This window comes from Streptomyces sp. bgisy100, assembly GCF_057709105.1.
Genome location: NZ_JBYITE010000008.1, coordinates 66,630 through 88,990, shown reverse-complemented (window position 1 = coordinate 88,990; position 22,361 = coordinate 66,630). Strand labels below are relative to the sequence as shown.

General features: G+C 71.3%; 22 protein-coding genes. 10 read left to right on the top strand and 12 right to left on the bottom strand.

Annotation, left to right across the window (positions count from 1 at the left end; translation table 11 throughout):
* Nucleotides 1–143: 143 nt before the first annotated feature.
* Nucleotides 144–1,277 (bottom strand): aminotransferase class I/II-fold pyridoxal phosphate-dependent enzyme, encoded by a 1,134-nt coding sequence (locus tag AC3EQ1_RS07980; RefSeq protein ID WP_432093584.1) that lies wholly within the window; start codon nucleotides 1,275–1,277, stop codon nucleotides 144–146.
* Nucleotides 1,274–2,011, bottom strand: coding sequence for a helix-turn-helix transcriptional regulator (locus tag AC3EQ1_RS07975; RefSeq protein ID WP_432093583.1), 738 nt, complete (start codon nucleotides 2,009–2,011; stop codon nucleotides 1,274–1,276). Before AC3EQ1_RS07975 ends, AC3EQ1_RS07980 begins: the two co-directional genes overlap by 4 nt.
* A gap of 318 nt (nucleotides 2,012–2,329) precedes the next feature.
* On the opposite strand from AC3EQ1_RS07975, the gene AC3EQ1_RS07970 reads away from it, so the two are divergent.
* Together AC3EQ1_RS07970 and AC3EQ1_RS07965 are read left to right on the top strand one after the other, a co-directional pair.
* On the top strand, nucleotides 2,330–2,809 hold the full coding sequence (locus AC3EQ1_RS07970) for a F0F1 ATP synthase subunit B family protein (protein ID WP_432093582.1): 480 nt from the start codon (nucleotides 2,330–2,332) through the stop codon (nucleotides 2,807–2,809).
* A 141-nt stretch (nucleotides 2,810–2,950) separates the two neighbouring features.
* Complete coding sequence (locus AC3EQ1_RS07965) at nucleotides 2,951–3,757, top strand: oxygenase MpaB family protein (protein ID WP_432093661.1); 807 nt, start codon at nucleotides 2,951–2,953, stop codon at nucleotides 3,755–3,757.
* Nucleotides 3,758–4,395: 638 nt separating this feature from the next.
* On the opposite strand, the gene AC3EQ1_RS07960 is transcribed toward AC3EQ1_RS07965, so the two are convergent.
* From AC3EQ1_RS07960 to AC3EQ1_RS07950, 3 genes are all read right to left on the bottom strand, one after another.
* Complete coding sequence (locus AC3EQ1_RS07960; protein ID WP_432093581.1) at nucleotides 4,396–4,809, bottom strand: NUDIX hydrolase; 414 nt, start codon at nucleotides 4,807–4,809, stop codon at nucleotides 4,396–4,398.
* On the bottom strand, nucleotides 4,806–5,465 hold the full coding sequence (locus AC3EQ1_RS07955; protein WP_432093580.1) for an NUDIX hydrolase: 660 nt from the start codon (nucleotides 5,463–5,465) through the stop codon (nucleotides 4,806–4,808). The genes AC3EQ1_RS07960 and AC3EQ1_RS07955 overlap by 4 nt, the downstream gene beginning before the upstream one ends.
* Nucleotides 5,466–5,870: 405 nt before the next feature.
* Nucleotides 5,871–7,394, bottom strand: coding sequence for a M1 family metallopeptidase (locus AC3EQ1_RS07950; protein ID WP_432093579.1), 1,524 nt, complete (start codon nucleotides 7,392–7,394; stop codon nucleotides 5,871–5,873).
* A 188-nt stretch (nucleotides 7,395–7,582) separates the two neighbouring features.
* Between AC3EQ1_RS07950 and AC3EQ1_RS07945 the strand changes: the two genes are divergently transcribed.
* The 4 genes from AC3EQ1_RS07945 (at nucleotide 7,583) to AC3EQ1_RS07930 (ending at nucleotide 13,633) form a co-directional block, all read left to right on the top strand.
* Nucleotides 7,583–9,676, top strand: a complete 2,094-nt coding sequence (locus AC3EQ1_RS07945; RefSeq protein ID WP_432093578.1) for a Xaa-Pro dipeptidyl-peptidase — start codon at nucleotides 7,583–7,585, stop codon at nucleotides 9,674–9,676.
* 50 nt (nucleotides 9,677–9,726) lie between these two features.
* Nucleotides 9,727–10,977: a M14 family metallopeptidase gene (locus AC3EQ1_RS07940; protein ID WP_432093660.1), complete on the top strand. Its 1,251-nt coding sequence runs from the start codon at nucleotides 9,727–9,729 to the stop codon at nucleotides 10,975–10,977.
* Nucleotides 10,978–11,149: 172 nt separating this feature from the next.
* Nucleotides 11,150–12,832: a BCCT family transporter gene (locus AC3EQ1_RS07935; protein WP_432093659.1), complete on the top strand. Its 1,683-nt coding sequence runs from the start codon at nucleotides 11,150–11,152 to the stop codon at nucleotides 12,830–12,832.
* Nucleotides 12,833–13,090: 258 nt separating this feature from the next.
* A complete protein-coding gene (locus AC3EQ1_RS07930; RefSeq protein ID WP_432093577.1) occupies nucleotides 13,091–13,633 on the top strand; it encodes an MOSC domain-containing protein in 543 nt (180 codons plus the stop codon).
* A gap of 157 nt (nucleotides 13,634–13,790) precedes the next feature.
* Here the strand turns inward: AC3EQ1_RS07930 and AC3EQ1_RS07925 are convergent, their stop codons facing one another.
* The 7 genes from AC3EQ1_RS07925 to AC3EQ1_RS07895 form a co-directional block, all read right to left on the bottom strand.
* Nucleotides 13,791–14,891 carry a methyltransferase domain-containing protein gene (locus tag AC3EQ1_RS07925; RefSeq protein ID WP_432093658.1) on the bottom strand — a complete coding sequence of 367 codons (1,101 nt, stop codon included), beginning with the start codon at nucleotides 14,889–14,891 and terminating at the stop codon, nucleotides 13,791–13,793.
* 68 nt (nucleotides 14,892–14,959) lie between these two features.
* Entirely contained in the window at nucleotides 14,960–15,100 is a 141-nt protein-coding gene (locus AC3EQ1_RS07920; RefSeq protein WP_432093576.1) for a hypothetical protein, read from the bottom strand.
* A 130-nt stretch (nucleotides 15,101–15,230) separates the two neighbouring features.
* Entirely contained in the window at nucleotides 15,231–15,422 is a 192-nt protein-coding gene (locus tag AC3EQ1_RS07915; RefSeq protein ID WP_432093575.1) for a hypothetical protein, read from the bottom strand.
* Nucleotides 15,419–15,796, bottom strand: a complete 378-nt coding sequence (locus tag AC3EQ1_RS07910; RefSeq protein WP_432093574.1) for a DUF6415 family natural product biosynthesis protein — start codon at nucleotides 15,794–15,796, stop codon at nucleotides 15,419–15,421. Before AC3EQ1_RS07910 ends, AC3EQ1_RS07915 begins: the two co-directional genes overlap by 4 nt.
* Nucleotides 15,797–15,870: 74 nt before the next feature.
* Complete coding sequence (locus tag AC3EQ1_RS07905) at nucleotides 15,871–17,058, bottom strand: helix-turn-helix domain-containing protein (protein ID WP_432093573.1); 1,188 nt, start codon at nucleotides 17,056–17,058, stop codon at nucleotides 15,871–15,873.
* 220 nt (nucleotides 17,059–17,278) lie between these two features.
* A complete protein-coding gene (locus AC3EQ1_RS07900) occupies nucleotides 17,279–18,475 on the bottom strand; it encodes a helix-turn-helix domain-containing protein (protein WP_432093572.1) in 1,197 nt (398 codons plus the stop codon).
* A 181-nt stretch (nucleotides 18,476–18,656) separates the two neighbouring features.
* Complete coding sequence (locus AC3EQ1_RS07895) at nucleotides 18,657–19,130, bottom strand: ArsI/CadI family heavy metal resistance metalloenzyme (RefSeq protein WP_432093571.1); 474 nt, start codon at nucleotides 19,128–19,130, stop codon at nucleotides 18,657–18,659.
* An 80-nt stretch (nucleotides 19,131–19,210) separates the two neighbouring features.
* Between AC3EQ1_RS07895 and AC3EQ1_RS07890 the strand changes: the two genes are divergently transcribed.
* The 4 genes from AC3EQ1_RS07890 (at nucleotide 19,211) to AC3EQ1_RS07875 (ending at nucleotide 22,336) form a co-directional block, all read left to right on the top strand.
* The gene (locus AC3EQ1_RS07890; protein ID WP_432093570.1) at nucleotides 19,211–19,612 is read left to right on the top strand and encodes an ArsR/SmtB family transcription factor; all 402 of its coding nucleotides are present in this window, start codon (nucleotides 19,211–19,213) and stop codon (nucleotides 19,610–19,612) included.
* On the top strand, nucleotides 19,609–20,727 hold the full coding sequence (gene arsB / locus AC3EQ1_RS07885) for an ACR3 family arsenite efflux transporter (protein WP_432093569.1): 1,119 nt from the start codon (nucleotides 19,609–19,611) through the stop codon (nucleotides 20,725–20,727). The genes AC3EQ1_RS07890 and arsB overlap by 4 nt, the downstream gene beginning before the upstream one ends.
* A complete protein-coding gene (locus AC3EQ1_RS07880) occupies nucleotides 20,720–21,130 on the top strand; it encodes an arsenate reductase ArsC (protein ID WP_432093568.1) in 411 nt (136 codons plus the stop codon). Before arsB ends, AC3EQ1_RS07880 begins: the two co-directional genes overlap by 8 nt.
* Before the next feature lie 108 nt (nucleotides 21,131–21,238).
* Nucleotides 21,239–22,336: an oxidoreductase gene (locus AC3EQ1_RS07875; protein ID WP_432093567.1), complete on the top strand. Its 1,098-nt coding sequence runs from the start codon at nucleotides 21,239–21,241 to the stop codon at nucleotides 22,334–22,336.
* The last annotated feature ends 25 nt before the right edge of the window (nucleotides 22,337–22,361 follow it).

Genomic DNA, 22,361 nt, shown 5'->3' with positions numbered 1-22,361 from the left:
CTCACCACCGATGTGAAACCGGTCGGCGGGGGACGGCCCCGGGCCGGGCCACCGGTCGGCGACCGCACCGGTCCGCGACCGGCACTGTCCCGCGACCGGCACCGTCCCGCGACCGGCACCCGCCCATCCCCTGTCGCCGGGTCTCACCGCCGGGCGCGCAGCCATTCCGCGAAGGTGTCCAGGGCCGGCTGCGGGTCGCGGCGCCCGATGCCGATGCGGAAGCGGTCGGTGGGTGTGGCGGTGAGCTCCGACCGGTAGATGCTCGCCGGCAGCAGCAGGACACCGGCCTGCTCGACGAGCTCGGTGCAGAACGCCTCCACGCCGTCCGCGCCGAGGTAGCGGGGGAACGCCACACAGCCGCCGTCCGGGGCCCGCCACTGGAACAGGTCGTCGAACTCGGCGAAGAAGGCGTCGAAGGCCGGGAGGTTGTCGGCGATCAGGGCCCGGTTGCGGTCCAGGATGCGGTCGCGGGCGCGCAGGGCGATCCGGGCGAGGAGCTCGCTCGGTGCGGAGTTGCAGATGGTGGTGTAGTGCTTGGCGCGTTCCAGCCGGGAGCGGAGTTCCCGGTCGCGGCAGGCGATCCAGCCGACCCGCAGCCCGGGGAGGCCCAGCGACTTCGAGGTGACGTTCAGCGACAGCGCCCGCTCCGACAGGTCGGCCGCCTGCGGAAGGGTGCGGGCGGTATCGCGCTCCAGACCGCGGTAGACCTCGTCGCTGAAGAGATGGATCCCGCGCTCGTCGCAGAGCTCGGCCAGTCGCGCGAAGTCCTCGGCGCCGATCACCTTTCCCGTCGGGTTGTTGGGGAAGTTGACCGAGACGACCCTGGTGGTGGGGCGGAGGGCCGCCGCGACCCGGTCCAGGTCCAGCGCCCAGTCATCCTGCGGGTCCAGGGCCACTCCGGTGACCTCGCACAGCGACAGCGGGACCGTCTCCGCGGCCTGATAGTTGGGCGTGATCACCACGGCGTGGTCGCCGGGCTCCAGCAGCACCTGCATCGCCAGGTAGAGGGCTTCCTCGGCACCGGCGAAGCAGATCACGTCGTCGGCGTCGGCATGGGTGTACGTCCCGGCGATCACCCGGCGCAGCTCCGGGTCGCCGAAGGTCTCGGTGTAGCCCAGGGACAGGGTCTCCCAGGCGCGCCGGTCCTCCTCGCCCGCCAGCGACAGCAGCTCGGCCATCGTCATCGTCTGCACGTCGGAGGCGGTCAGATGGTGGCGGGCGGTGAACTCCCAGCGGGAGAAGTAGGTTTCCAGACGGAAGTCCGGCAGCCGGGTCATGGGGAGTCCTTCCGGGCCTTGAGGTCGGCGAGCAGGGCATAGACGGTGGACCGGGAGGCCTTCAGCTCCCGGGCGACGACCGGGACCGCCCGGCGCACGGCGAAGACGCCGGCCCGGTCGAGTTCGGCGAGCACGGTGAGGCGGTCCTCGCGCCCGAGGCGCTCCACCGGCCGGCCGCGCTCGCGCACGAACGTGCCGATGATCTGCTGTACGCGCTCGGTCCAGTCCTGTTCGAAGAGCGGCTCCGGCCGGGGCGCGGTGGGCGCGGCGAAGCCGGCGAGCACGGCCGCCGCCCGGTCCAGCGGCGTCCGGTCCAGATTGACGCAGAGCACGGCGGACGGCTCGCCGTCGGCGGTGCGCAGGACCGCGCTGACGGACGACAGCCGCCGTCCGTCGGCCAGCAGCTTCTCGTACGGGCCGTAGACGTCGTGCGCCGACGGGTCGAGGGCGTCGAGCTCGCCTAGCAGCGACGGATCGCCGGGCTTGCGCGGGCCCATCGGGTTCCACAGGGCGAGCACCCGGTCGGTCCCGGCGTCGTGCAGGACCACCTCCGCGTACGGGCCGAGCAGCAGGGCCACGGCCTGGCACACGGGGGCCCACATGCGGACCCGGGGGTCGGGGTGGTCGGTGGGGGCGGTGCCGGTGGGGTCACCGTGGCCGACCGGGGTGCCGGGGGCCGGGGACGCGTCGTGGTGCGCGGGGCCGGGGTCCGGTGGTCTGCTCTCGGTCGTCATGGCTGGATCGTATGTCCAATCTGGATTTTCTGTCCAGGTGGGGATGGGGTGGGGCGGCGGCGTGGGTGTGGCGGTGGGGCCCCGAGGGGCGGTGGCGGCGGATCGGTGCGGCACTCCGGGAGGAGGAGGCGGCCGCCCGGCACCGGGAGAGGGCGGGTTTCCGTGGGCCCGGACGCTCGGAAGTCCGGCCGCCACGTGCATCCCGCGCCCGGGGGCCCCGGTGGACGCCGGCATTCAGGGAGGCAACTGCCCCTGCTGGCCGAAAAGTTGTCGCGTTCATGTGTTCGACGCGGGGATCCGGTCGGGTAGAGCTGGAGTATGAAACTGATCCCCACGGATGTCGGACCGCTCAACCCCGAACTGCTCGACGTCGTCTTCGGCCTGGTGTGTTTCGGCGTCGCCTACGGCGTCCTGTCCCGGGTGCTGCTGCCGCGCATCGGGAAGGTGCTGTACGAACGGGAACAGGCCACCGAGGGCGTCCTGCGGTGTTCCGAAGACCTGGAGGCCGAGGCCGAGCAAGTGCGTGAGCGCTACCTGCAGGCCCTGGCCGAGGCCCGGCACGACGCCGCGCGGATCCGCCAGGAGGCGAAGGAGGAAGGCACCGAGCTCATCGCCGCGGCCCGCGCCGAGGGCATACGGGAACGGGACGAGCTGGTGGCCGCGGGCCGGGCCCGGATCGCCGCGGAGGTCGCGGCGGCCGAAGCGGCGCTGGACGGCACGGTCACCGAGCTGGCCACCGAGCTCGCGGACCGGATCCTCGGCGAACCGGTCGGCGTGGGCAGCGGCCGCGGGGCGTAACGCGGGCCGCCCAACCCCGCGGAGGCGTCCCGCACCCCCGGGAGCCATCATGGACACGTGACCACCGCACATCGCGCCTCCGCCTCCTCCGCCCGCGACGCCGATCCCGAGCCGCCGCCCGTGGGTGGCCTGCTGTGGGAGATGGCGGGGGAGATCCGTTCGGTGATGGCGCTGCCCGCCGCGCTCACCATGCAGGTCGCGCACCCGGCCATCGGCGCGGGCGTGGACGAGCACTCCGTCTTCCGCACCGACCCCTGGGGTCGCGGCGAGCGGTCGCTGGCGTCCGTGCAGCTCTGGGTCTACGGCGGTCCGGAAGCGGCCGAGGAGGGCCGCAGGCTGCGCGCCCTGCACCGGACCATCCAGGGAACCGACGCCCACGGGCGCAAGTACCACGCCCTCACCCCCGCCAACTACGGCTGGGTGCACGCCACCGGCTTCCCCGTCTACCGGTACGCGCAGAGCGTGCTGGCCCGCCGCCCGTACACCGAGGCGGAGGAGCACCGGCTGTACGCCGAATGGCTCCAGGTCGGGCGGATTCTGGGCATCGCCGACCGGGACATGCCGCAGACGGTCGAGGAGTTCTGGCCGTACTACCGCAGGGTGCTGGACAAGCAGTTGGAGGCCACCGTCGTGGTCCGGGAGCTGCTGGACACCGACGCGCCTGTGCCCGCGCCCGACCGGGGCCCGAGGGTGGCCCGTCTGTTGCTGCGCGCCCTCTGGCCGCTGCTGCTGCCGCCGTTCCTGCGGCTGCGCCGGTTCCTCACCATCGGGCTGATGCCGCCGGACGCCCGGGAGGCGCTCGGACTGGAATGGACCGACCGGCAGGAGCGCCGGCTGCGGCGCTTCGGGCGCGTGGTGAGCGTCGTGGTGCCGCTGCTGCCCGAGCGGCTGCGCTACCTCCCCTACGCGCGCCGGGCCCGCCGCGCCGCGCGGCGTGACGGGGCCTGACAGCTCAGAGTGGGCGGTTCTCCAGCGTTCCTCAGGACAGGGTGAGCCGCTGGAAGGCGGAAACCCCACCCACGCGCCTCGGGGGAGATGGCGCGTGGGCGGAGCCGATCGAGGGCGGGCCGGTCGGTACCGGCGGGCGCGGACCGCGGGTTCATCATCGAATCCGCTCCGCGTCTCCGCCGGCGCAGGTGGGGCACGGTCGTTTGCATGTCCCGCTGCAAAGTGCACACCCGGAAAATCCGCAACATCCGTCGCACCAGATCTCACGGTGTCCCGCACAGGTGCCGCAATAGCGCGCCGGCCGGGTCGACTCCCGTGGATTCCGGGATTCAGGGAGTCCACGTTCCCTGCTGCGGGCCGTACGCGGCCCTTTCGGGGCCGCTGACACCTAGTACTAGGTGATGCTAAGGCTGAACTCAATCCACGAGGCGACCTTCACAGTGCCATCTCCCGCTCGGAGAAGCGGCCCTCGTGACGCAGGCTGCCGCGCGAAAGCGTAATGCTTATGGCGAGCGCTGACTCGGCACTGATCCAGTGGGGTGTCAACGTGTGACTCTGCAGCTGACCTCTGGGCTGCAGAGTCACGGACTAATAGTCGGCCTCGTCGCGCTCGGACAGTTCCCGCCAGTGGTCTGCGCTCAGGCGTCCAAGGCGCCGTCGAGGTACTCCTGGACGGGCCCGAATAGACCGTACGGCACGTACTGCGAGATCTCCCTATGGGCGACCCAAGCCAGTTCGGCCAGTTCCTCGGTGTCCGCGACATGGGCCGTACCGTTCAACACCTCGCACGCGGTGTACGACATCTGTCGGCCGGTCTTCGGGTGGACGCGCTCGCCGAGCAGCTTCACGGCCGCCACGGTCAGCCCGGTCTCCTCCTGGGTCTCCCGCACAGCGGCGTCTTCGCGCGACTCGCCGGGCTCGACCTCGCCGGCCGGGAACTGCCAGGAGAGCTGTCCCTCGCTGACCCGGCGGCGCACCATCAGCACGCGTCCCTCGTTCACGACGATGGCGGCGGCGACGCCCGGGCGCTCGTCCGTGTTCTGGTTCGTCACGTCTGCTCCTCCAGGACGGCCAGGATGGGTGGGAAGATCGTATCGACGGGAATGAAGCGGGGCACCGAGTTTCTGGGGACCCACATGACGTCGATGTTCTCGGCCGCGTCGCTGTTCGTGGCCTCGCCGGCCAGGTACTCGCAGAGGAAGTACTCGCACAGCACGCCGGTCACGGGGTGAAGGCGGTTCCCAAGGTGCTGCCGGACCGCGCAGTGGACACCCGTCTCGTCCAAGGTCTCCCGCACGGTGGCGGTCTCCGCCTTGCCGCCCGGCTTGATGACGCCGGCCGGGAACTGCCACGTGATTCCAGCGGCGTCGTCGTCCCGCCGGCACACCAGGAGGACATCGCTGTCGCGGACGACCACCGCGATGGCCACCCGTAGCGCCTGCGCGCCTGGCGGTGTCGAGTCCGCTGGGGTCTGTTCCTTCGCCAGCAGGAGCGCGAAGCGCTGTCGAGCAGCCAGAGGAGCCTGCTCGTGGGCCGTGTCGAGGAGCTGCTGCATCTCCCTGCGAGGCACGACGGACGCGTCGGAGTGCCAAGTGGCCACCGTCCTCACGGCGATGCCGAGGTGAGCGGCGAACTGTTCGTTGCCGAGCCGTAGGGCGGACTGCAGCAGGCAGGCGTACCGGCCGCTCCAGCGTTCGATCACGTCCACAAGACTGCCCCCTCGTCGCCGCCCCGGTGCAGGAATCCGCGCGCCGAAAGTGCACTCCCACTGCACTGGCACTTCATGGTCACGCGGGAACAGCCCCGGAAGAATCGGAGTCACCAGGGGCCAGGAATCACCCGCCGAAGGCTCAGTCCCTGGGAGGTGTATGAGAGGCGCGAGAGCGCCAGACGACCACATACGCGCCGGGCCCGCCGCGCCGTGCGGCGCGGCGGGCCGTGAGGGTCTGCGCAGGGGCCTGGACCTGAGGTCGGTGACCTCCCCAGGTCATCGGCCCTCGGGCCGGTGACCCCAGGTCCGGGGCCTTGAGGCCACTGCCCCAGGCCACCGGCGGCCCCACCTCAGTGACGCCACCGGCGGCCCCACCTCAGTGACGCCACCGGCGGCCCCACCTCAGTGACGACCCCCCGGCCGCGCGTGGTCGTGGACCGAGTGGGTGGCGCTGATCTGCTTCCAGGACTTCGGCTCCGCCGGGTGGCGCTTCGTGGTGAGCCCGGCCCGGGCCGCCGCGGGGGCGGCCGGCCTGGACTCGTCGTAGAGCCAGGTCTGGAAGAGGTCCGCGAGCGGCTTGCGCGACACCTTCTCCGCGTACCGGACGAAGTCGCCGACCTTGGCGTTGCCGTACGCCCGGTCCTTCTGCCAGCCCTTCAGGATCTTGAAGAACGTCTTGTCGCCGACCTCGGTGCGCAGCGCCTGGAGCGCGAGGGCGCCGCGGTCGTAGACGGCGTCGTCGAACTGCTTGTCCGGGCCCGGGTCGCCCGGCGCGACCGTCCAGAACGGGTCGTCGGCCGGGTGCTGGGCGTAGATGTAGTCGGCCACCTCCTGTGCGGTGCCCTCGCCCTCCTTCTCGGACCAGAGCCACTCCGCATAGCTGGCGAAGCCCTCGTTGAGCCAGATGTCCTGCCAGCCGCGGACCGAGACGTGGTCGCCCCACCACTGGTGGGCCAGCTCATGGACGATCAGGGAGGGGTTCGCGCCCCGGGAGAACTGCCGGGGGCTGTAGAACGGCCGGGTCTGGGTCTCCAGCGCGTAGCCGGTCTTGGTGTTGGGCACATAGCCGCCCAGCGCGTTGAACGGGTACGGGCCGAAGACCGTCGACGCCCACTCGACGACCTCGGCCGACCGCTCGACGCTCGCCCGGGCCGCGCCCGCGTTCTCGCCGAGGTCCTTGCTGTACGCGTTGAGCACCGGCAGGCCGTCGGCGGTCTTGTCGGTGGTGATGTCGAACTTGCCGACGCCGAGCGTGGTCAGGTAGGTGGCCTGCGGCTTGTCGGAGCGCCAGGTGCTCCGGGTCCAGCCCGACCGGGTGTTCTCCGAGGTGCGGACACCGTTGCTGACCGCCTGGGTGCCCTTCGGCACTGTGACGGAGACGTCGAACGTCGCCTTGTCGAGCGGGTGGTCGTTGCTCGGGAACCACCACCAGGCGGCCTCGGGCTCGTTCGCCGCCACGGCGCCGTCGGGCGTGCGGTGCCAGGCGGTGTAGCCGTCGACCTTCACCTTGGACGGCGTGCCGGAGTAGCGCACGACGACGCTGATCCGCTGCCCCTTCTCCAGGGCCTTGGCCGGGGTGATCTGCAGCTCGTGCTTCCCGGAGCGGGCGAAGGAGGCCTTCTTGCCGTTCACCCGCACCTCGCTCACATCGAGCGCGAAGTCGAGGTTGAAGCGCGACAGTGCCTGCTTGGTGGTGGCCACCAGGGTCGCGGTGCCGTCCAGCCGGTCGTTGGACGGCCGGTACTTCAGACGCAGGTCGTAGTGCGAGACGTCGTAGCCGCCATTGCCGTAGTCCGGGTAGTAGCGGTCGCCGATGCCCGGGGCCCCGGGCCGGGCCGGCTCAGGGGCGGCGGTGGCCGCCGACGCCGGGATCGCCAGCAGCAGGCAGGAGGCGAGAGCGCTCGGGGCGAGGAGTCTGCGGTGCACGAGTCCTCCAACTCGTAGAAGCGGGGGAGCGGTTCGAGACTATTCGGCACCATGAGCACCGGACGTGTCCATGGTCATTCCTGTCACATGATCGCCATACGGGGGACATGGTCGCGCGTGTCCACCCCGTCTCGCCGGTATCGACTCGCCCTCTTCTGCGCGGGAGTTGACCGGAGTACCGTCCGCCCGTGGCGATACGTGCGCGGGTCACCCGCATCCCGAGGAGAACGTTCGTTGCGGCGGTCTGTGCCGCCCTGATGGCCGTGTTCGTCCAGCCGGCTGGAGCCGAGACCGCCCCGGCCCCAGACGGAGCCACCACCCTGTCCCGGGCCGAAGCCACCCCGGCCGGGGGCCAAGCCGCCCCGTCCAGGGCCGAGGCCATCCCGTCCGGAGCCGAGGCCGGCACGAAGCGGAGCCGGCCCGTCTACTCCTACGACCGCGCCATCCGCGAGTCCGTCTGGGTGGACACCGGGCTCGACGGCGACGCGGACGGCCGGACCGACCGGGTCGCCGTCGACATCGTCCGCCCCCGGGAACCGGCCCGGCAGGGCCGCCGCATCCCGGTCATCATGGACGCCAGTCCGTACTACTCCTGCTGCGGGCGCGGCAACGAGAGCCAGAAGAAGACCTACGACGCCGCCGGCCGCCCGGTGCAGTTCCCGCTCTTCTACGACAACTACTTCGTGCCCCGCGGCTATGCGAGCGTGCTCGTCGACCTCGCCGGAACCAACCGCTCCGACGGCTGTGTCGATGTCGGCGGCCGCTCCGACGTCCTCTCCGCCCGCGCCGTCGTCGACTGGCTGAACGGCCGGGCCCGCGGCTACAGCTCCCGGACCGGCGGCCGGGCCGTCACCGCGCGCTGGTCCAGCGGATCCGTCGGCATGATCGGCAAGAGCTACGACGGCACCGTCGCCAACGGCGTCGCCGCCACCGGCGTCCGGGGCCTCAAAACCATCGTGCCGATCGGCGCCATCAGCTCCTGGTACGACTACTACTTCGCCAAGGGCGCCCCGCTCTACGACGGCGGCCCCGACTGGCTGTCCGACTACGTGGAGAGCCCCGACGCCAAGGCCCGCTGCGCCGCCGTCCAGAAACGCCTCGTCGAGGAGGCCCCGCGCTCCGGCGACTGGACCGGGCTGTGGAGCGAACGCGACTACCGCCCGGACGCGGACCGGGTGCGCGCCAGCGTCTTCGCCGTCCACGGCATGCAGGACCTCAACGTCCGCAGCCGGCACCTCGGAGCGTGGTGGCAGGCCCTCGCCCGCAACGGCGTCGAGCGGAAGATCTGGCTCTCCCAGACCGGCCACGTCGACCCGTTCGACTTCCGCCGCGCCACCTGGGTGAAGACCCTGCACCGCTGGTTCGACCACTACCTGCTGGGCATCGACAACGGCGTCGAGCGCGAGCCGATGGCCGACGTCGAACGCGCCCCCGACCGCTGGTCCACCGACCGGGTCTGGCCCGCCCCCGGCACCCGGAACACCACCCTGCGGCCCCGCACCGGCAGCGCCCCTGGCGTCGGCACCCTCGGGCTGCGCCCCGCCCGCCCCGGCAGCACCGAGACCTTCACCGACGACCCGAAGCTGAGCGAGACCGACTGGGCGGAACAGCTCGGCACCTCGACCCCCGCCAAGGCCGGCTTCAGCACCGGACCGCTCCGCCGGGACCTGCGGCTCTCCGGCTCCGGCAAGGTCACCGTCACCGCGACCCCGTCGACCCGCAGCGCCCACCTCTCCGCCGTGCTGGTGGACGTGGGCCCGGACACCGTCCGCGACTACGCCGGTGCCGGCGAAGGCATCAGCACCCTGCCCGAGCGCACCTGCTGGGGCAGCAGCTCCGACGGCGACAGCGCCTGCTTCAAGGAGACCCGGGCGAAGACCGCGGACGTCGGCCACACCGTCGTCAGCCGCGGCTGGGCCGACCTCGGCAACCACGCCTCGGAGCACACCGGCCGCCCGCTGACACCGGGGCGCACGTACACGATCACCCTGGACCTCCACGCGAGCGACCACGTCGTACCGGCGGGCCACCGGCTCGCCCTGATCGTCGCCGGCACCGACGCCGGACTGATCGAACCCCCGGACACCACACCCCGCCTGGAGATCGACCTCGCCCGGACCTCCGCCCGGCTCCCGCTCGTCGGCGGCAGCAGGGCCTTCCAGCAGGCCACCGCGGGCGGGTCCTTCGCCGCTCCGGAGAAGGCCCCGTCGCGCGGCATCCGCATCCCGCACACCCTCCGCCCGGTCCCGTTCGCAAACAGCCAGGGAGGCACGACCTCGTGACACCCCGCGCCCTTCTGCTCGGCGCCCTCGGCGCCGTACTCGCCGCACCGATGCTCGTCGCCCCGGCGCGGGCCGACTCCACCCCGGCACCGCCCCGTACCGGTTTCGAACGCAGCGGCGGCGCCCGCTGGACCACCCAGCCGGAGGAACAGGAGTTGCTGGCCCGGCTGGACCGGGACAGCCGGCGGGTGGCGGTGGACCGGATCGGCAGTACGGGGCAGGGCCGTCCGCTCCAGCTCGTCCGGATCGGCGCCGACACCCCGCCGGACGCCGCGCAGACCGCCCGCGGCAGTTCCGTGCTCCTGTTGTGCAGCCAGCACGGTGACGAACCGTCAGGTCGGGACGCCTGTCTGTCCACCGTGCGCGACCTCGCCTACACCCAGGACCGGGCGACGCTGCGCTTCCTGCGGCACACCTCCGTCCTCGTCGTCCCCACGGCCAACCCCGACGGGCGGGCGGCGGACACCCGCGGCAACGCCGACGGCACCGACATCAACCGGGACCACATCGCCCTGCGGACCCCGGAGGCCCGCGCCGTCGCGGCCGTGATCCGCGACCACCGCCCCGACCTCGTCTACGACCTGCACGAGTACGGCCCGACCGCGCCGTACTACGTCAAGGACCTGCTGTCCCTCTGGCCGCGCAACCTCAACACCGCCGGGCCGGTCCACCACGAGGCGCGCACGCTCTCCGAGCGCTACGTCCGCCCGGCCGCCGGGGCGGCCGGCTTCAGCACCGGCATCTACGGCATCTGGACGGACCCGGTGACCGGCGAGCCGGTGAAGCAGGTCGCCGGAGACGGCCAGGAACGGATCCTCCGCAACACCGCCGGCATCAAGCACTCCGTCGGTCTCCTGGTCGAGACCCGCACCGATCCGCTCACCGAGGAGGAGCAGGCCGACCCGGCACGCAACAACCGGCGCCGGGTCCACTCCCAGCAGGCCGCCCTCGCGGGGATGCTCGACTTCACCGGTGAGCGGCGGCACCGGATCGAGACCGCCACCACGGCGGCACGGCTCGCCGGATACGCCGACCGCGGGCCGGTGTACCTGGGTGGCGCGGACAACGAACCGGCCGCCGAGGAGCAGATCCTCCGGGACCCGCCGTGCGGCTACCGCCTCACGGGAGCCCAGTACGCCGAGGTCCGGGACGAGCTCGCCCTGCACGGGGTGCGCTCACGGCCGGCAGGCGACGGGGCCGTGGTCCCGCTGCGCCAGCCGCTGCGCGCCCTGGTCCCGCTGCTGCTCGACGAACGGGCCGCGTACCACCTCGCCGCGGGGAGGCCCGTGCCGAGCTGCTGAGGGGTCGCGCGAGGATGCCCGGAGGTGTGGTGGCCAAAACGTTACCAATAGCAATGGAATGATTTTCTGCAATCGGGTTAGGGGCAGCGAGCAGGAAAGTTTCAAGCCATGAAAGGGTCACCACGTGCCGGATCAAGAAAATGACGCGGGGAGTACTGCCGATGCGGTGGTGGTGCAGGACTTCCCCGGTAGTCCGCACGAGACCCACCGCCCCCGCACCGACCGGACTGTGTTCGGTGTCACAGCTGCCCTGACGCTGGCCTTCGTCCTCTGGGGCGCGCTCGCCAGCGACACCCTGGAGAGCGCGTCGAGCTCCATGCTCGACGGGCTGATGCACAACGCCGGCTGGGCCTTCGTCCTCGCCGCCTCCGGTTTCGTGGTGTTCGCGCTGTGGCTGGCGGTCAGCCGCTACGGCAAGATCACCCTGGGCAAGGAGGGCGAGGAGCCGGAGTTCCGCACCGTCTCCTGGGTCGCCATGATGTTCAGCGCCGGCATGGGCATCGGTCTGATGTTCTACGGCGTGAGCGAGCCGCTCTCGCACTTCACCGACCCGCCTCCGGGCACCAACCCGGCCGACGCGGCCGAGGCCATGGACACCGCCATGGCCACCACGCTCTTCCACTGGACGCTCCACCCCTGGGCGATCTACGCCGTGGTGGGCCTGGCGATCGCGTACAGCACCTTCCGCCGCGGCCGCCGCCAGCTGATCAGCTCGGTCTTCGAGCCGCTCCTCGGCAAGCGCCACGCGAACGGCTGGGTCGGTCAGGTCATCGACATCCTGGCGATCTTCGCCACGCTCTTCGGCTCCGCCGCCTCGCTGGGCCTCGGTGCCCTGCAGATCGGCAGTGGTCTCAAGGAGCTCCACTGGATGGGCACGGTCGGCACCGGGGTCCTCGTGGCCGTCATCGCCGTCCTGACCGTCGCGTTCATCCTGTCCGCGGTGTCCGGTGTGGCCAAGGGCATCCAGTGGCTGTCCAACATCAACATGGTGCTGGCGCTGGTTCTCGCGCTCTTCGTCTTCGTGGCCGGTCCGACCATCCTGATGCTCGACCTGCTGCCGACCACGATCGGCACCTACCTCGGTGACCTGCCGCAGCTCATCGGCCGCACCGAGGCCTCCAGCGGCAAGGGCGTCGCGGACTGGCTGTCCAGCTGGACCGTCTTCTACTGGGCCTGGTGGATCTCCTGGACGCCGTTCGTCGGCATGTTCATCGCGCGCATCAGCCGCGGTCGCACGATCCGGCAGTTCATCGGTGGCGTGATCCTGGTCCCCAGCGCCGTCAGCCTGGTCTGGTTCGCCATCTTCGGCGGCTCGGCCATGAAGCTGCAGCAGCTCGGCAAGCTCAAGGACGAGTCGACGCCCGAGGGCCAGCTGTTCGGCGTGCTCCAGCAGTACCCGCTGGCCAGCGTGATGTCCCTGCTGGTGATGGTCCTCGTGGCGATCTTCTTCGTCTCGGGTGCCGACGCCGCCTCCATCGTCATGGGCACGCTCTCCCAGCGGGGCTCCTTCGAGCCGACCAAGCCGGTCGTCATCTTCTGGGGTGTGCTCACCGGCGCCGTCGCCGCGATCATGCTGTTGATCGGCGGTGGTGAGGGCGACGCCCTCACGGGCCTGCAGAACCTCACGATTCTCGTGGCCGCGCCCTTCACCCTGGTGATGATCGGACTCTGTTGGGCCCTGCTGCGCGACCTGCGCACGGACCCGCTGATCGTCCGTGGCGAGATCGGCGAGGAAGCCGTGGAGACCGCGGTCATAGCCGGACACGAGAAGTTCGGCGGCGACTTCGAGATCCGCATCGGCCCCGCGCCGACGGACGAAGGGCCGGCCGAGAAGGAGCCCGTCAAGAACGGCTGACGCGTCCGGGGCCGGCGGACCACCGCTGTCCGTCGCCCCGCCGCCCGCTTCTGCGGCGCCGCGGTCCCCGCTCGGGGGCCGCGGCGCCGTTGTTGTGCGGGGCACCCCGGCGGCGCAGGCGGCCCGTGGCGTCGTGGACCACGCGGGGGACCGGCGCGACGGGGCGGGCGTAGGCTCAGCAGTGGATCATCAGTGACTCACCTGTGCTCACCAGTGGGGCATTGGTGAGTCATCGCCACTCAGGAGGGGGAACCGGGGATGAGCGGATCGGTCACCGCGGTCAGCAGCAACAGCGCCTACTCGTTCACCAAGCCGAACCGGAGCAGTATCCGGCTGCTGGCCGGGCTCGGCGTGGAGGGGGACGTGCACGCGGGCGTGACGGTCAAGCACCGCTCGCGCGTCGCCCAGGACCCCACGCAGCCGAACCTGCGGCAGGTCCACCTCATCCACCAGGAGCTCTTCACCGAGCTCCGGGCCGCCGGCTTCACGGTGGCGCCCGGCGACCTCGGCGAGAACGTCACCACCAGCGGTATCGACCTGCTCGGCCTCCCCGCCGGCACCCTGCTGCACATCGGCGACGAGGCGGTGGTGGAGGTCACCGGCCTGCGCAACCCCTGCCTGCAGATCGACATCTTCCGGGAGGGCCTGCTGAAGCAGGTCGTGGGCCGCGACGAGGCGGGGAATGTCGTGCGCAAGGCCGGAATCATGAGCGTCGTGACGGCCGGCGGCACGGTGCGCCCCGGCGACACCATCGAGATCGAACTCCCTGCCCGGCCGCACCGGCCGCTGGAACGGGTCTGACGGACTTCGGGTGACGTCCCTCGGGGTGACGGTCCTCGGGTCTGACGGCCCTCGGAGGCTGTGCCCGTCGGCCGGGGGCCGCCAATCGCCGAACGGGACGGTCGACGGCCCGGTCCTCGCCGCTGAGCGGGGCGGAACAGCCGGGCCGACGGCTTCCTCAAACCGGCCAGGAGTCGTCCGGGGTGTCCAGCCAGGCCCGGTGCCCCTCCGGCGTGACCGTGAGGCCGAACCGGGTGTGGTCCGGCTCACCTCGGGCGGCCCACCACCGGTAAGCCGCCTCCACCTCGTCCCACAGTCGGCGCGGCCCCGACTGCCAGACCCGCGCTGTGCCGCCGTCCCGGAACACCGCGCAGGCCCACGACCGGTCCGTCAGCCCGTAGAACCACACCGGCTGCGCCCCGTCGTCCGCGGCGGCCACGACCTGCACGCAGTCCCGCACCCGAAGCCCGAGCACGAAGGGGAGTGCGGTGTACGGGCCGGTGACGAACTCCGCCGCCGTGAGGTCCGTACCGGACCGGTCGGCGGACTCCTGCGCATCGGCCGGGACATACGCGCTGTGCCCCGGCAGACGCAGCCGCTGCGCGCGGAGCTTCATGAACTCCACCGGGCGGGTGAAGCGGCCACTGGCCGTCTCTCCGTGCACCACCAGGCGGGCCACGGCGTCCGCGTGAGTGAAGTGCGTTCCCCACGGGACCACCACGATGCCGCCCGGACGCGTCTGTTCCACCCATGCCCCGGGGATCGTCCGGAGCCCGACCGTGGCCAGAACCCGGTCGTACGGTGCGCCGTCCTTGTGCCCGGCGAACCCGTCGCCCACCACGATCCTCGGGTGCAGCCCGGCCGCGCCCAGCCGTTCGCCCGCCTGCCGTGACACGGCGGGGTCCACCTCGACCGTGGTCACCGTCCGGCCGCCGCAACGGTGGGTCAGCGCACCGGCCGTCTCGCCCGTGCCGGTACCGACATCGAGGACGGCCATGCCCTCGTCCACGTCCAGGTCCCGGAGCAGCCCGTAGACGACGGACGGCATGGAGGAGGAACTCGTCGACACCTGCCCCGGCTCGGTGCCGGTGTGCTCGCCGTCGTCCCACTGGGTCACGATGGGCGCGTCGCGGTCGGCCGCCGCGTACCAGGCGTCCGGCTCCCGCGCCTTGTCGACGGGGACGGAGGCCTGTTGCTCGGCGTCGAACGGCCACATGAGGTCCGGCAGGAACGCCGTCCGGTCCACGGCGGCGAACGTCGGAGCCCAGTCCGGCGTCATCACCCCGGTGTCCAGAAGGACGCGCCCCAGCTCCTTGCGGCCGGGGCGCTCCTGAGCCGTAATCGTGTTCACGCGCTCTTGGGCGGGTTGGGCACGCCGGGCCCGCCGTCGGGCGTGGGCGGCGGGTGCGGTCCGGGGTACGGCTGGCCGGGGAGCTTGTCGCCCTCCCCGCCGTCGGTGGCGGTGGTGGTGGTGACGATGTGCGGCATCACGTTGTCTCCTTTGCTCGGATGGTGTTTCTTCACTAGGACCCGCCCGGGCTCGCGATCTGTCCACGGAGTTGAGGCACCGGGGCGGGGGATGTGCGGGCTGTCGGCGGGAGTGCCGCCGGGCCCTGTCTCAGGTGCGGTGCCGCTGGTACACGGGGCAGCCGCTCATGGCGGGGTCGAAGGGCCGGAGCCGGTAGATGCGCATGCAGTCCGGACAGGCGTACTGGATCGCGCCGGGTCCGCTGCCGGTCTCGATGACCGCGATGAGGGTGGTTTCCGGGGTGTATCCGGTGCACCAGGTGCACCACTGGAGTGCCGTCATCGGCTCTCCCGGTGCTCGGCCAGGAGCCACTGGCAGTCGTGGGCGAGGGCGGTCACCTGGATGTGCGCGGCGAGCGGACCGTCACCGAGGCCCTGTTCGGCCTGCCGCCGGATGCCGTCGAGACGGGCCCGCCGGGTGTACCACGCGAGACTCCCGCGCCAGAGCCGGTCGGTGACGGCTTCGGCGGCGGGGAGAAGGGAAGTGATGTGGCCACGCAACAGCACTTCCAGGTCGGTCAGTTCGTCCGTGTCGATGCGGCCGGTGCTGGTGCGTAAGGCGCGGTCGATGGCGTCATGGACGGCGGCCCCGTCGATGGAAGCCGAAGGTGGGAGCGTGCCCTCGCCACTCCGCCCTCCGGCACTTTCTGTGTTCATGCAGTGACCGTAAGGGGTGAGTGGTCTGTGCCTCCATGGCAGTTTCGCCCCGCTGCAGCGCGAACTGACACGAGTCAGAGCGGCAGTCCCACCGCATCGGCGAGTGACTGCATCTCCGGAGTCAGCGTGCGCCGCTGAGCGACCACGCGGCCCACGATGTCCTGCGCATACCGCTGCGCCCGGAGCCACTGCGGAGCATCGTCCTGAATGCGGAGCAGGATCTCCGTGCACCGTGTCTCGTCGCGAAGGTTGAGGTGCGCGCTTGCCACGTCGAGCAGGTGACGGAACCGCCCGGACGATCCGCCGCCCCGTGCCGGACGCCACGCCCGAACGGCCCCGTGCAACTGCAACACCTTGTCGGGCCGCTGCTGGATCGCCGCGTGTTCGGCGCGCTGCTGTGTCACCGTGGCCGGACCGAAGTGCCGCAGGTGATCGGGCCCGGTGATCACCTCGCGTCCCAGCCTGATCGCGGCGATGCGGGCCAGGCTCAGCGCGTCGGCTGCCTCGGACGCCCTGTTGTCACGCACCGCTGCCGCACCGACGCGCAGCTGGAGTCCACCCCAAACGGTGAGTTCCTCCGGCGTGGCACGCGAGATCCGCGGCTCCAGATCGTCAGCCCACCGATCGGCCAGCTCGGCTACCTCGGACAACTTGCCGCGCCGGAGCATCTGCTGGCACTGAGCGACGACGGCCGCGCCGCCGGCCAGCCCGTCGGGTGCGGTGTCCAGTGCCCGTTGGGCCGCGTCCGCCGCGGCCTCGTACTGCCGAACCTGCCCGAGGAAGGAGACGCAGAGCTGCATGGTCTGGTAGCGCAGGCGGCGGCCGGCGGGGTTCTCGTCAAGAGCGTGGGCGTCCCGGATCAGCGCAGGGAGCATCGCGCCGAGATCGTCGTACTCCTCCCGGGCGAAGAGCGCGCGTCCGCCGGCGAGCACACCTTGCACCCCCGCTGACGTGGGCAGTTCCGTCGGCTGTGCGGGGGTGGTGGCCAGGGCGTCGACGACGGCTTGCCAGGTCGTGGACGGGACGGGGGGCGACCAAGGGGGCTGCTCGGCGACGAGCAGGCGCGTGGTGGGTACGGCCAGGGCGCGGGCGAGTGCATGCGCGCTCTCCAGCCGGATGCTCTCCTTCTCGCCCTGTTCGAGTTTCCGGATCAAGGAGACGGACAGCGAGGAGGCTGCGGCCAGTTCGCTCTGCGTCATTCCGCGGCGCTTGCGGATGTCGCGGAGACGAGTGCCGATGGACGTGTCGGTGTGCTCGGGCATGGGGAGCTCCGTTCTGACTCGACATCAGCACGGTACAGCGAACGGTCCCTGCTGCGACGGGGGCGATGTGTGTAGGGGGGATGCGTCCCGGGCGACTTCCGGAGGGCTGCCCATGGTTGCGAGGGGTTCGGGTGAGGCATAGGCGTTCTGGCGGTCATGGCCTGCCGGGCCCATGGGCATCAACCGGTGCCTCTTCGCGCGTGAACGCCGCCCGCCTGTACTACAGCCCGACCCAGTCCGCGAAAGCGGCAAGTTCGCTGCTCCGAGACCGTTCACGCGACCGCAGTGCGGTCACTGCTTCGCGCGTTGTCGGGTGGTAGCGCGTCTGCTGCGGTGCCGTCCGCCGTGCTCGCTGGAGGCAGCTGAGTGCCCGACTGGCGTCGCCGGTCCAGACGTTGGCCCTTCCCAGATCGAGCCAGTGACGCCCGGCCCGGGACCTGTCCCATCCCCGGGGGAACCGGACCTCGTCCGCCAACTGCACCGCCCGGTCGTAGTCTTCGAGATCGCACGCGATGGCGACGGCGTGGACACCGACATTCGTCGGCCCCCAGCCCACCCCGTAGGAAGCGGTCTCCCCGGTCCGCTCGGCCAGGGCGCGGGCCTCGGACACGCGGGCTTCGACCTGGCCGGAGTCCTTCAACCGTCCCGCGATCACAGCTGCCCGCAACTGGAGAACACCGGCCATCGCGGACAGTCCGGCAGCGTCCCGGGAGTCCTGGCCCTCCAGGTCGTGCAGCGTCTGGTCCACTACCCGCATGCCCAGGTCGTACCGGCCGGAGGCGAAGGTGGTCTGGGCCCGCAGGTATCCGTACATGGCCGCGAGGCCCGGTTCGTCGGCTCGCGGAGCCGACCACGACAGGCGGAGAAGGGCAACGGTCGCCAGATCGGAGTATCCGAAGGACCATGCCAGCGTGAAGACGCAGCGGAACGCCCAGGCCAGACACTCGTGGGCCTGCCGCTGCTCCTCCCCGCCGGTGGTGTGGACGGCCTGTACGCACTCGTCGATCAGGGCCGGGAGGTCGACGGCCATCGGCAGGTAGTCGGCCTGACGGCGTCGCTCCAGCACCCGTTCCATGTCGCTACGGATGAGTGCGACGGGGCGGGCCGGTACCTGCCAGTCGAGGGCGATGTCCCAGTTCTCCATGCTGGCCCGGATGGGCTGTATCACCTCATCGAGCCGATCGCGGCGCAACTCCTTGGTGTAGGGCTGGCCGAGCAGGTCTGCGGGTGTCACGCGAAGGGCGCGTGCGCAGGCGGCCACGAGGGACGGCGAGGCAGGTCTCTGGCCGCATTCGACCTTGGACAGCAGGGACTTCGAGACGGTGGCTCGCAGGGCCAACCCCTGCTGCGTCAGGCCACGTTCGCGGCGTGCCTGGGCGATCCGGGTCCCGGTGTGTTCCTCGTTGCTCGGTGGCATGCTGCAACTCCGTTGACTCGACATCAGCACGGTACAGCGAGCAGTCCCTACTGCGACGGGGCAAGGTGCGTCCGGGCCGGACGGCCGCCGGACCTGGTCGTGTGCGACGGCAGTCCGCGCGCCGTGTCCGGCGGGAGAAGGGGGGGCGGCGCGCGGAGTCGCCGTCGCTCGGGCCCGACGATCAGCCGCCGCAGGTGCAGCCTGTGGTGGCCGCGACGGGCTCGGTCGCCTGGGTTTCGCTGCCGCAGCAGGCGTCGCCGCCCAGGGCGGGGGCCTTGCCCAGCTGGTCGGCGTCGGCCTTGACGACGTAGACCTCCCAGGGCTCCTTGCCGGGCCCGTGGACCCAGACCTTGTCCTGGAGGGCGTAGCAACAGGACGTGTCGTTCTCCTCGAAGGTCGCAAGGCCCGCCCCCTGGAGACGGCCGGTGGCCGCGGTGACCTCGTCGGTGGAGGTGACCTCGACGCCGAGGTGGTCCAGGAGGGTCTCCTGACCCGCCTCTCCCTCGATCAGCACGAGCTTCAGCGGAGGTTCGGTGATGGCGAAGTTGGCGTACCCGGGGCGGCGCTTGGCCGGCTCGGCACCGAAGAGCTTGGAGTAGAACTCCACCGACGCTTCGAGGTCGGCGACGTTGAGGGCGAGCTGAACGCGTGACATGACATCCTCCCTGATCTCACTGAATTGATGTTCTTCGATTCAAGCTTGCGCCTTGAATCGAAAAACGTCAACATAGAAACATGCCGAATCAAGAGCTGGCGGTGCTCGGCCAGGACGAGAGCGGGTGCTGCCCGACACTGCTGGCCGCACCGATGGATGAGGGCCGGGCCGACGACCTGGCCAAGGTGTTCAAGGCCCTGGGTGATCCTGTGCGGCTGCGACTGCTGTCGATGATCGCTTCGCGGGAGGGCGGGGAGATCTGTGTCTGCGAGCTCACGCCGGCCTTCGGCCTGTCCCAGTCGACGATCTCGCATCACCTCAAGCTGCTGAAGCAGGCAGGGCTGATCGCGTCGGAACGGCGGGGGACGTGGGTGTACTACCGGCTGCTGCCTGAGAGGACCGACATGCTCGCCGCGGTCCTCGCCCGCCCGGGGGCCGAGGCCTCCCAGCCCCTGGACGAGCCTGCCGGGACCGTTTCGTGAGCCGGCCGCGAACCGCCGCGGAGCCGGCGGTGGCGGGCCGGCTGTCCCTGGTGGACCGGTTCCTGGCCGTGTGGATTCTGGTCGCGATGGCCGCCGGTCTGGGGCTGGGGCGCCTGGTGTCAGGGCTCGGGGACGCGCTGGCGAAGGTCACCGTCACCGGTGTCTCACTGCCGATCGCGCTGGGCCTGCTGGTGATGATGTATCCGGTCCTGGCGAAGGTCCGCTACGACCGGCTGGAGACCGTCACCCGCGACAAGCGACTGCTGATCCCCTCCCTGGTGATCAACTGGGTGATCGGCCCAGCGGTGATGTTCGCCCTCGCCTGGATCTTCCTGTCCGACCTGCCGGAATACCGGACCGGGCTGATCATCGTGGGGCTGGCCCGCTGCATCGCCATGGTCATCATCTGGAACGACCTGGCCTGCGGTGATCGTGAAGCAGCCGCGGTCCTCGTCGCGCTGAACTCCGTGTTCCAGGTGATCGCCTTCTCCGCCCTGGGCTGGTTCTACCTCTCCGTCCTGCCCGGGTGGCTCGGCCTGGACCAGGCCGCTCTGGATGTGTCGGTGTGGGACATCGCCCGCAGCGTGCTGATCTTCCTCGGCATCCCCCTGGCCGCCGGGTTCCTCACCCGACAGCTGGGCGAGAGGATCAAGGGGCGGGCCTGGTACGAGTCCGAGCTGCTCCCGAAGATCGGCCCGTTCGCCCTCTACGGCCTGCTGTTCACCATCGTCGTGCTCTTCGCCCTCCAGGGCGACGCGATCACCTCCCGGCCGTGGGACGTCGCCCGGATCGCGCTGCCCCTGCTGGTCTGCTTCGCCGTGATGTGGGCCGGGTCCATGGCGATCGGCAAGTCCGTCGGCCTGGACTATCCGAGGGCCACGACGCTGGCGTTCACCGCCGCGGGCAACAACTTCGAGCTCGCCATCGCGGTCGCCATCGCGACCTTCGGCGCCTCCTCCGGACAGGCCCTGGCCGGAGTCGTCGGCCCCCTCATCGAGGTGCCGGTGCTGATCGGCCTGGTCCATGTCGCCCTTGCCGCCCGGCGCTTCTTCCCCGACACCCCCTCCCCGGCCGCCTCGCAGGCCGCCGTCCCCGAAGGTGCCTCCCATGACTGACACCCCCAAGCCGTCGGTGCTGTTCGTCTGCGTCCACAACGCCGGACGCTCGCAGATGGCCGCCGCCTTCCTCACTCACCTCGGCCACGGCCGCGTCGAGGTCCGCTCCGCCGGATCCGCCCCCGCCGACGCGGTGAATCCGGCCGTCGTGGAGGTGATGGCCGAGGCGGGTATCGACATCTCCGCCGAGACCCCCAAGGTGCTGACCACCAAGGCAGTGCAGGCGGCCGACGTCGTGATCACCATGGGCTGCGGTGACGCCTGCCCCGTCTTCCCCGGCAAGAAATACCTCGACTGGCAACTCCAGGACCCGGCAGGGCAAGGCCTCCAGGCGATCCGCCCGATCCGCGACGCCATCGAGCGCCACGTCCGGGCACTGCTCGCGGAGTTGCCGACCGCGTAGTCAGCCTCCCGCCGCCCCAGCAAGTGGAATACAACATTCCTTCACCGAACTGTGTGTATATATGGGCTGCTGTGCTCCAAAGCCGGACGACATAGCGATACTCGTGACATGTCCTATGCGACCTTCGGTCTGAAACCGGCGATGCGCGCCGGTGGCCTGCTGCCGGGCGGTGGCCGCCGACGCCACCGGGAATTCCTGGACTTCACGGTCGACGGCCGGCCCCTGCTGCTCCGGCTCACCGCCGGTGACACCGTCACCCCGCTCGTCCGGGGAATGGCCCCCGCCCGGTTCACCGCGCAGGTCCGGCGGTTGCTGCTGGAGTCCGCGCCGCCGCTGGCCGGCAGCCGGTACGTCCTCTACGGCTGCGCGGAGTGCACCGCCCTCGACTGCGGCGCGGTCACCGCCGTCATCGAGCGGCAGGGCCCGGACGTCGTCTGGCGGGACTTCGCCTGGCAGTGCGACGAGGTCCCCGACTTCGTGCGCCACGGGTACCCGGACATCGGGCCGTTCCGCTTCAACAGCGATCAATACCGATATGAACTCGAACGATTACTCGCCCGGAACGAGCCTGAACCCGCCCCTCAGGTGCTCCTCGTCGGTCACCGCGCCGCCCTCCTCGCCCGGCTCGCCGCCGCGCTGCGCGGCATCGGCATCGGCGCCGAGATCTCCCGCGAGGCGGTCCGGGCGCACCCCGCCGAACTGCTCCGCTACGGCGCCGTGCTCTTCGGCGACACCGTGGACGCGGCCGAGCGCGCAGCCGTCCGCCGGGCCTTCGAGGCCGCCGGTTCCGCCGCCGTCCTCCTCGACCCGCTCGCCCCGGTCCTCCCCGTGCTCGTCGCGCAGCTGACCCAGGCCCTCGACCCGGACCCGGCGGCCCCGCGGAACCTGACGGCGCTGTCCGCCGACGAGCGGGAGATCACGCTCGACGTGGCCTCGGCCTGCCGGGTCCGGCTGGTCGTCCACTGCCTCGGCACGCTGGGCCGGAACCGGGACCACGACGTCCTCGACGGGATCCTGGAACCGGGCCGCCAGGTGATCACCCCGGACCGCGGGCTGCTGCGGGCCCGGTCCTTCGTGGTCGCCCACGCCGCAGGCGGCGTCCTCACCGCACCGGTGGAGAGCCTGGTCGCGGGCCCCCGCCGGGCCCGTACCCCCGTACCGCCCGGCTGGGACGCCGGCCCCGTGCCCCGCCCCACCGGACCGTGACCGCACCGCAGGACCGCACCGTAGG

Bases quoted from the DNA above. Each gene is read 5' to 3' on its own strand.
- AC3EQ1_RS07980 (WP_432093584.1), bottom strand. From the start codon at position 1,277: ATGACCCGGCTGCCGGACTTCCGTCTGGAAACCTACTTCTCCCGCTGG.
- AC3EQ1_RS07975 (WP_432093583.1), bottom strand. From the start codon at position 2,011: ATGACGACCGAGAGCAGACCACCGGACCCCGGCCCCGCGCACCACGAC.
- AC3EQ1_RS07970 (WP_432093582.1), top strand. From the start codon at position 2,330: ATGAAACTGATCCCCACGGATGTCGGACCGCTCAACCCCGAACTGCTC.
- AC3EQ1_RS07965 (WP_432093661.1), top strand. From the start codon at position 2,951: ATGGCGGGGGAGATCCGTTCGGTGATGGCGCTGCCCGCCGCGCTCACC.
- AC3EQ1_RS07940 (WP_432093660.1), top strand. From the start codon at position 9,727: ATGCTCGTCGCCCCGGCGCGGGCCGACTCCACCCCGGCACCGCCCCGT.
- AC3EQ1_RS07930 (WP_432093577.1), top strand. From the start codon at position 13,091: ATGAGCGGATCGGTCACCGCGGTCAGCAGCAACAGCGCCTACTCGTTC.
- AC3EQ1_RS07925 (WP_432093658.1), bottom strand. From the start codon at position 14,891: ATGACGCCGGACTGGGCTCCGACGTTCGCCGCCGTGGACCGGACGGCG.
- AC3EQ1_RS07920 (WP_432093576.1), bottom strand. From the start codon at position 15,100: ATGCCGCACATCGTCACCACCACCACCGCCACCGACGGCGGGGAGGGC.
- AC3EQ1_RS07915 (WP_432093575.1), bottom strand. From the start codon at position 15,422: ATGACGGCACTCCAGTGGTGCACCTGGTGCACCGGATACACCCCGGAA.
- AC3EQ1_RS07910 (WP_432093574.1), bottom strand. From the start codon at position 15,796: ATGAACACAGAAAGTGCCGGAGGGCGGAGTGGCGAGGGCACGCTCCCA.
- AC3EQ1_RS07905 (WP_432093573.1), bottom strand. From the start codon at position 17,058: ATGCCCGAGCACACCGACACGTCCATCGGCACTCGTCTCCGCGACATC.
- AC3EQ1_RS07900 (WP_432093572.1), bottom strand. From the start codon at position 18,475: ATGCCACCGAGCAACGAGGAACACACCGGGACCCGGATCGCCCAGGCA.
- AC3EQ1_RS07895 (WP_432093571.1), bottom strand. From the start codon at position 19,130: ATGTCACGCGTTCAGCTCGCCCTCAACGTCGCCGACCTCGAAGCGTCG.
- AC3EQ1_RS07890 (WP_432093570.1), top strand. From the start codon at position 19,211: ATGCCGAATCAAGAGCTGGCGGTGCTCGGCCAGGACGAGAGCGGGTGC.
- AC3EQ1_RS07880 (WP_432093568.1), top strand. From the start codon at position 20,720: ATGACTGACACCCCCAAGCCGTCGGTGCTGTTCGTCTGCGTCCACAAC.
- AC3EQ1_RS07875 (WP_432093567.1), top strand. From the start codon at position 21,239: ATGTCCTATGCGACCTTCGGTCTGAAACCGGCGATGCGCGCCGGTGGC.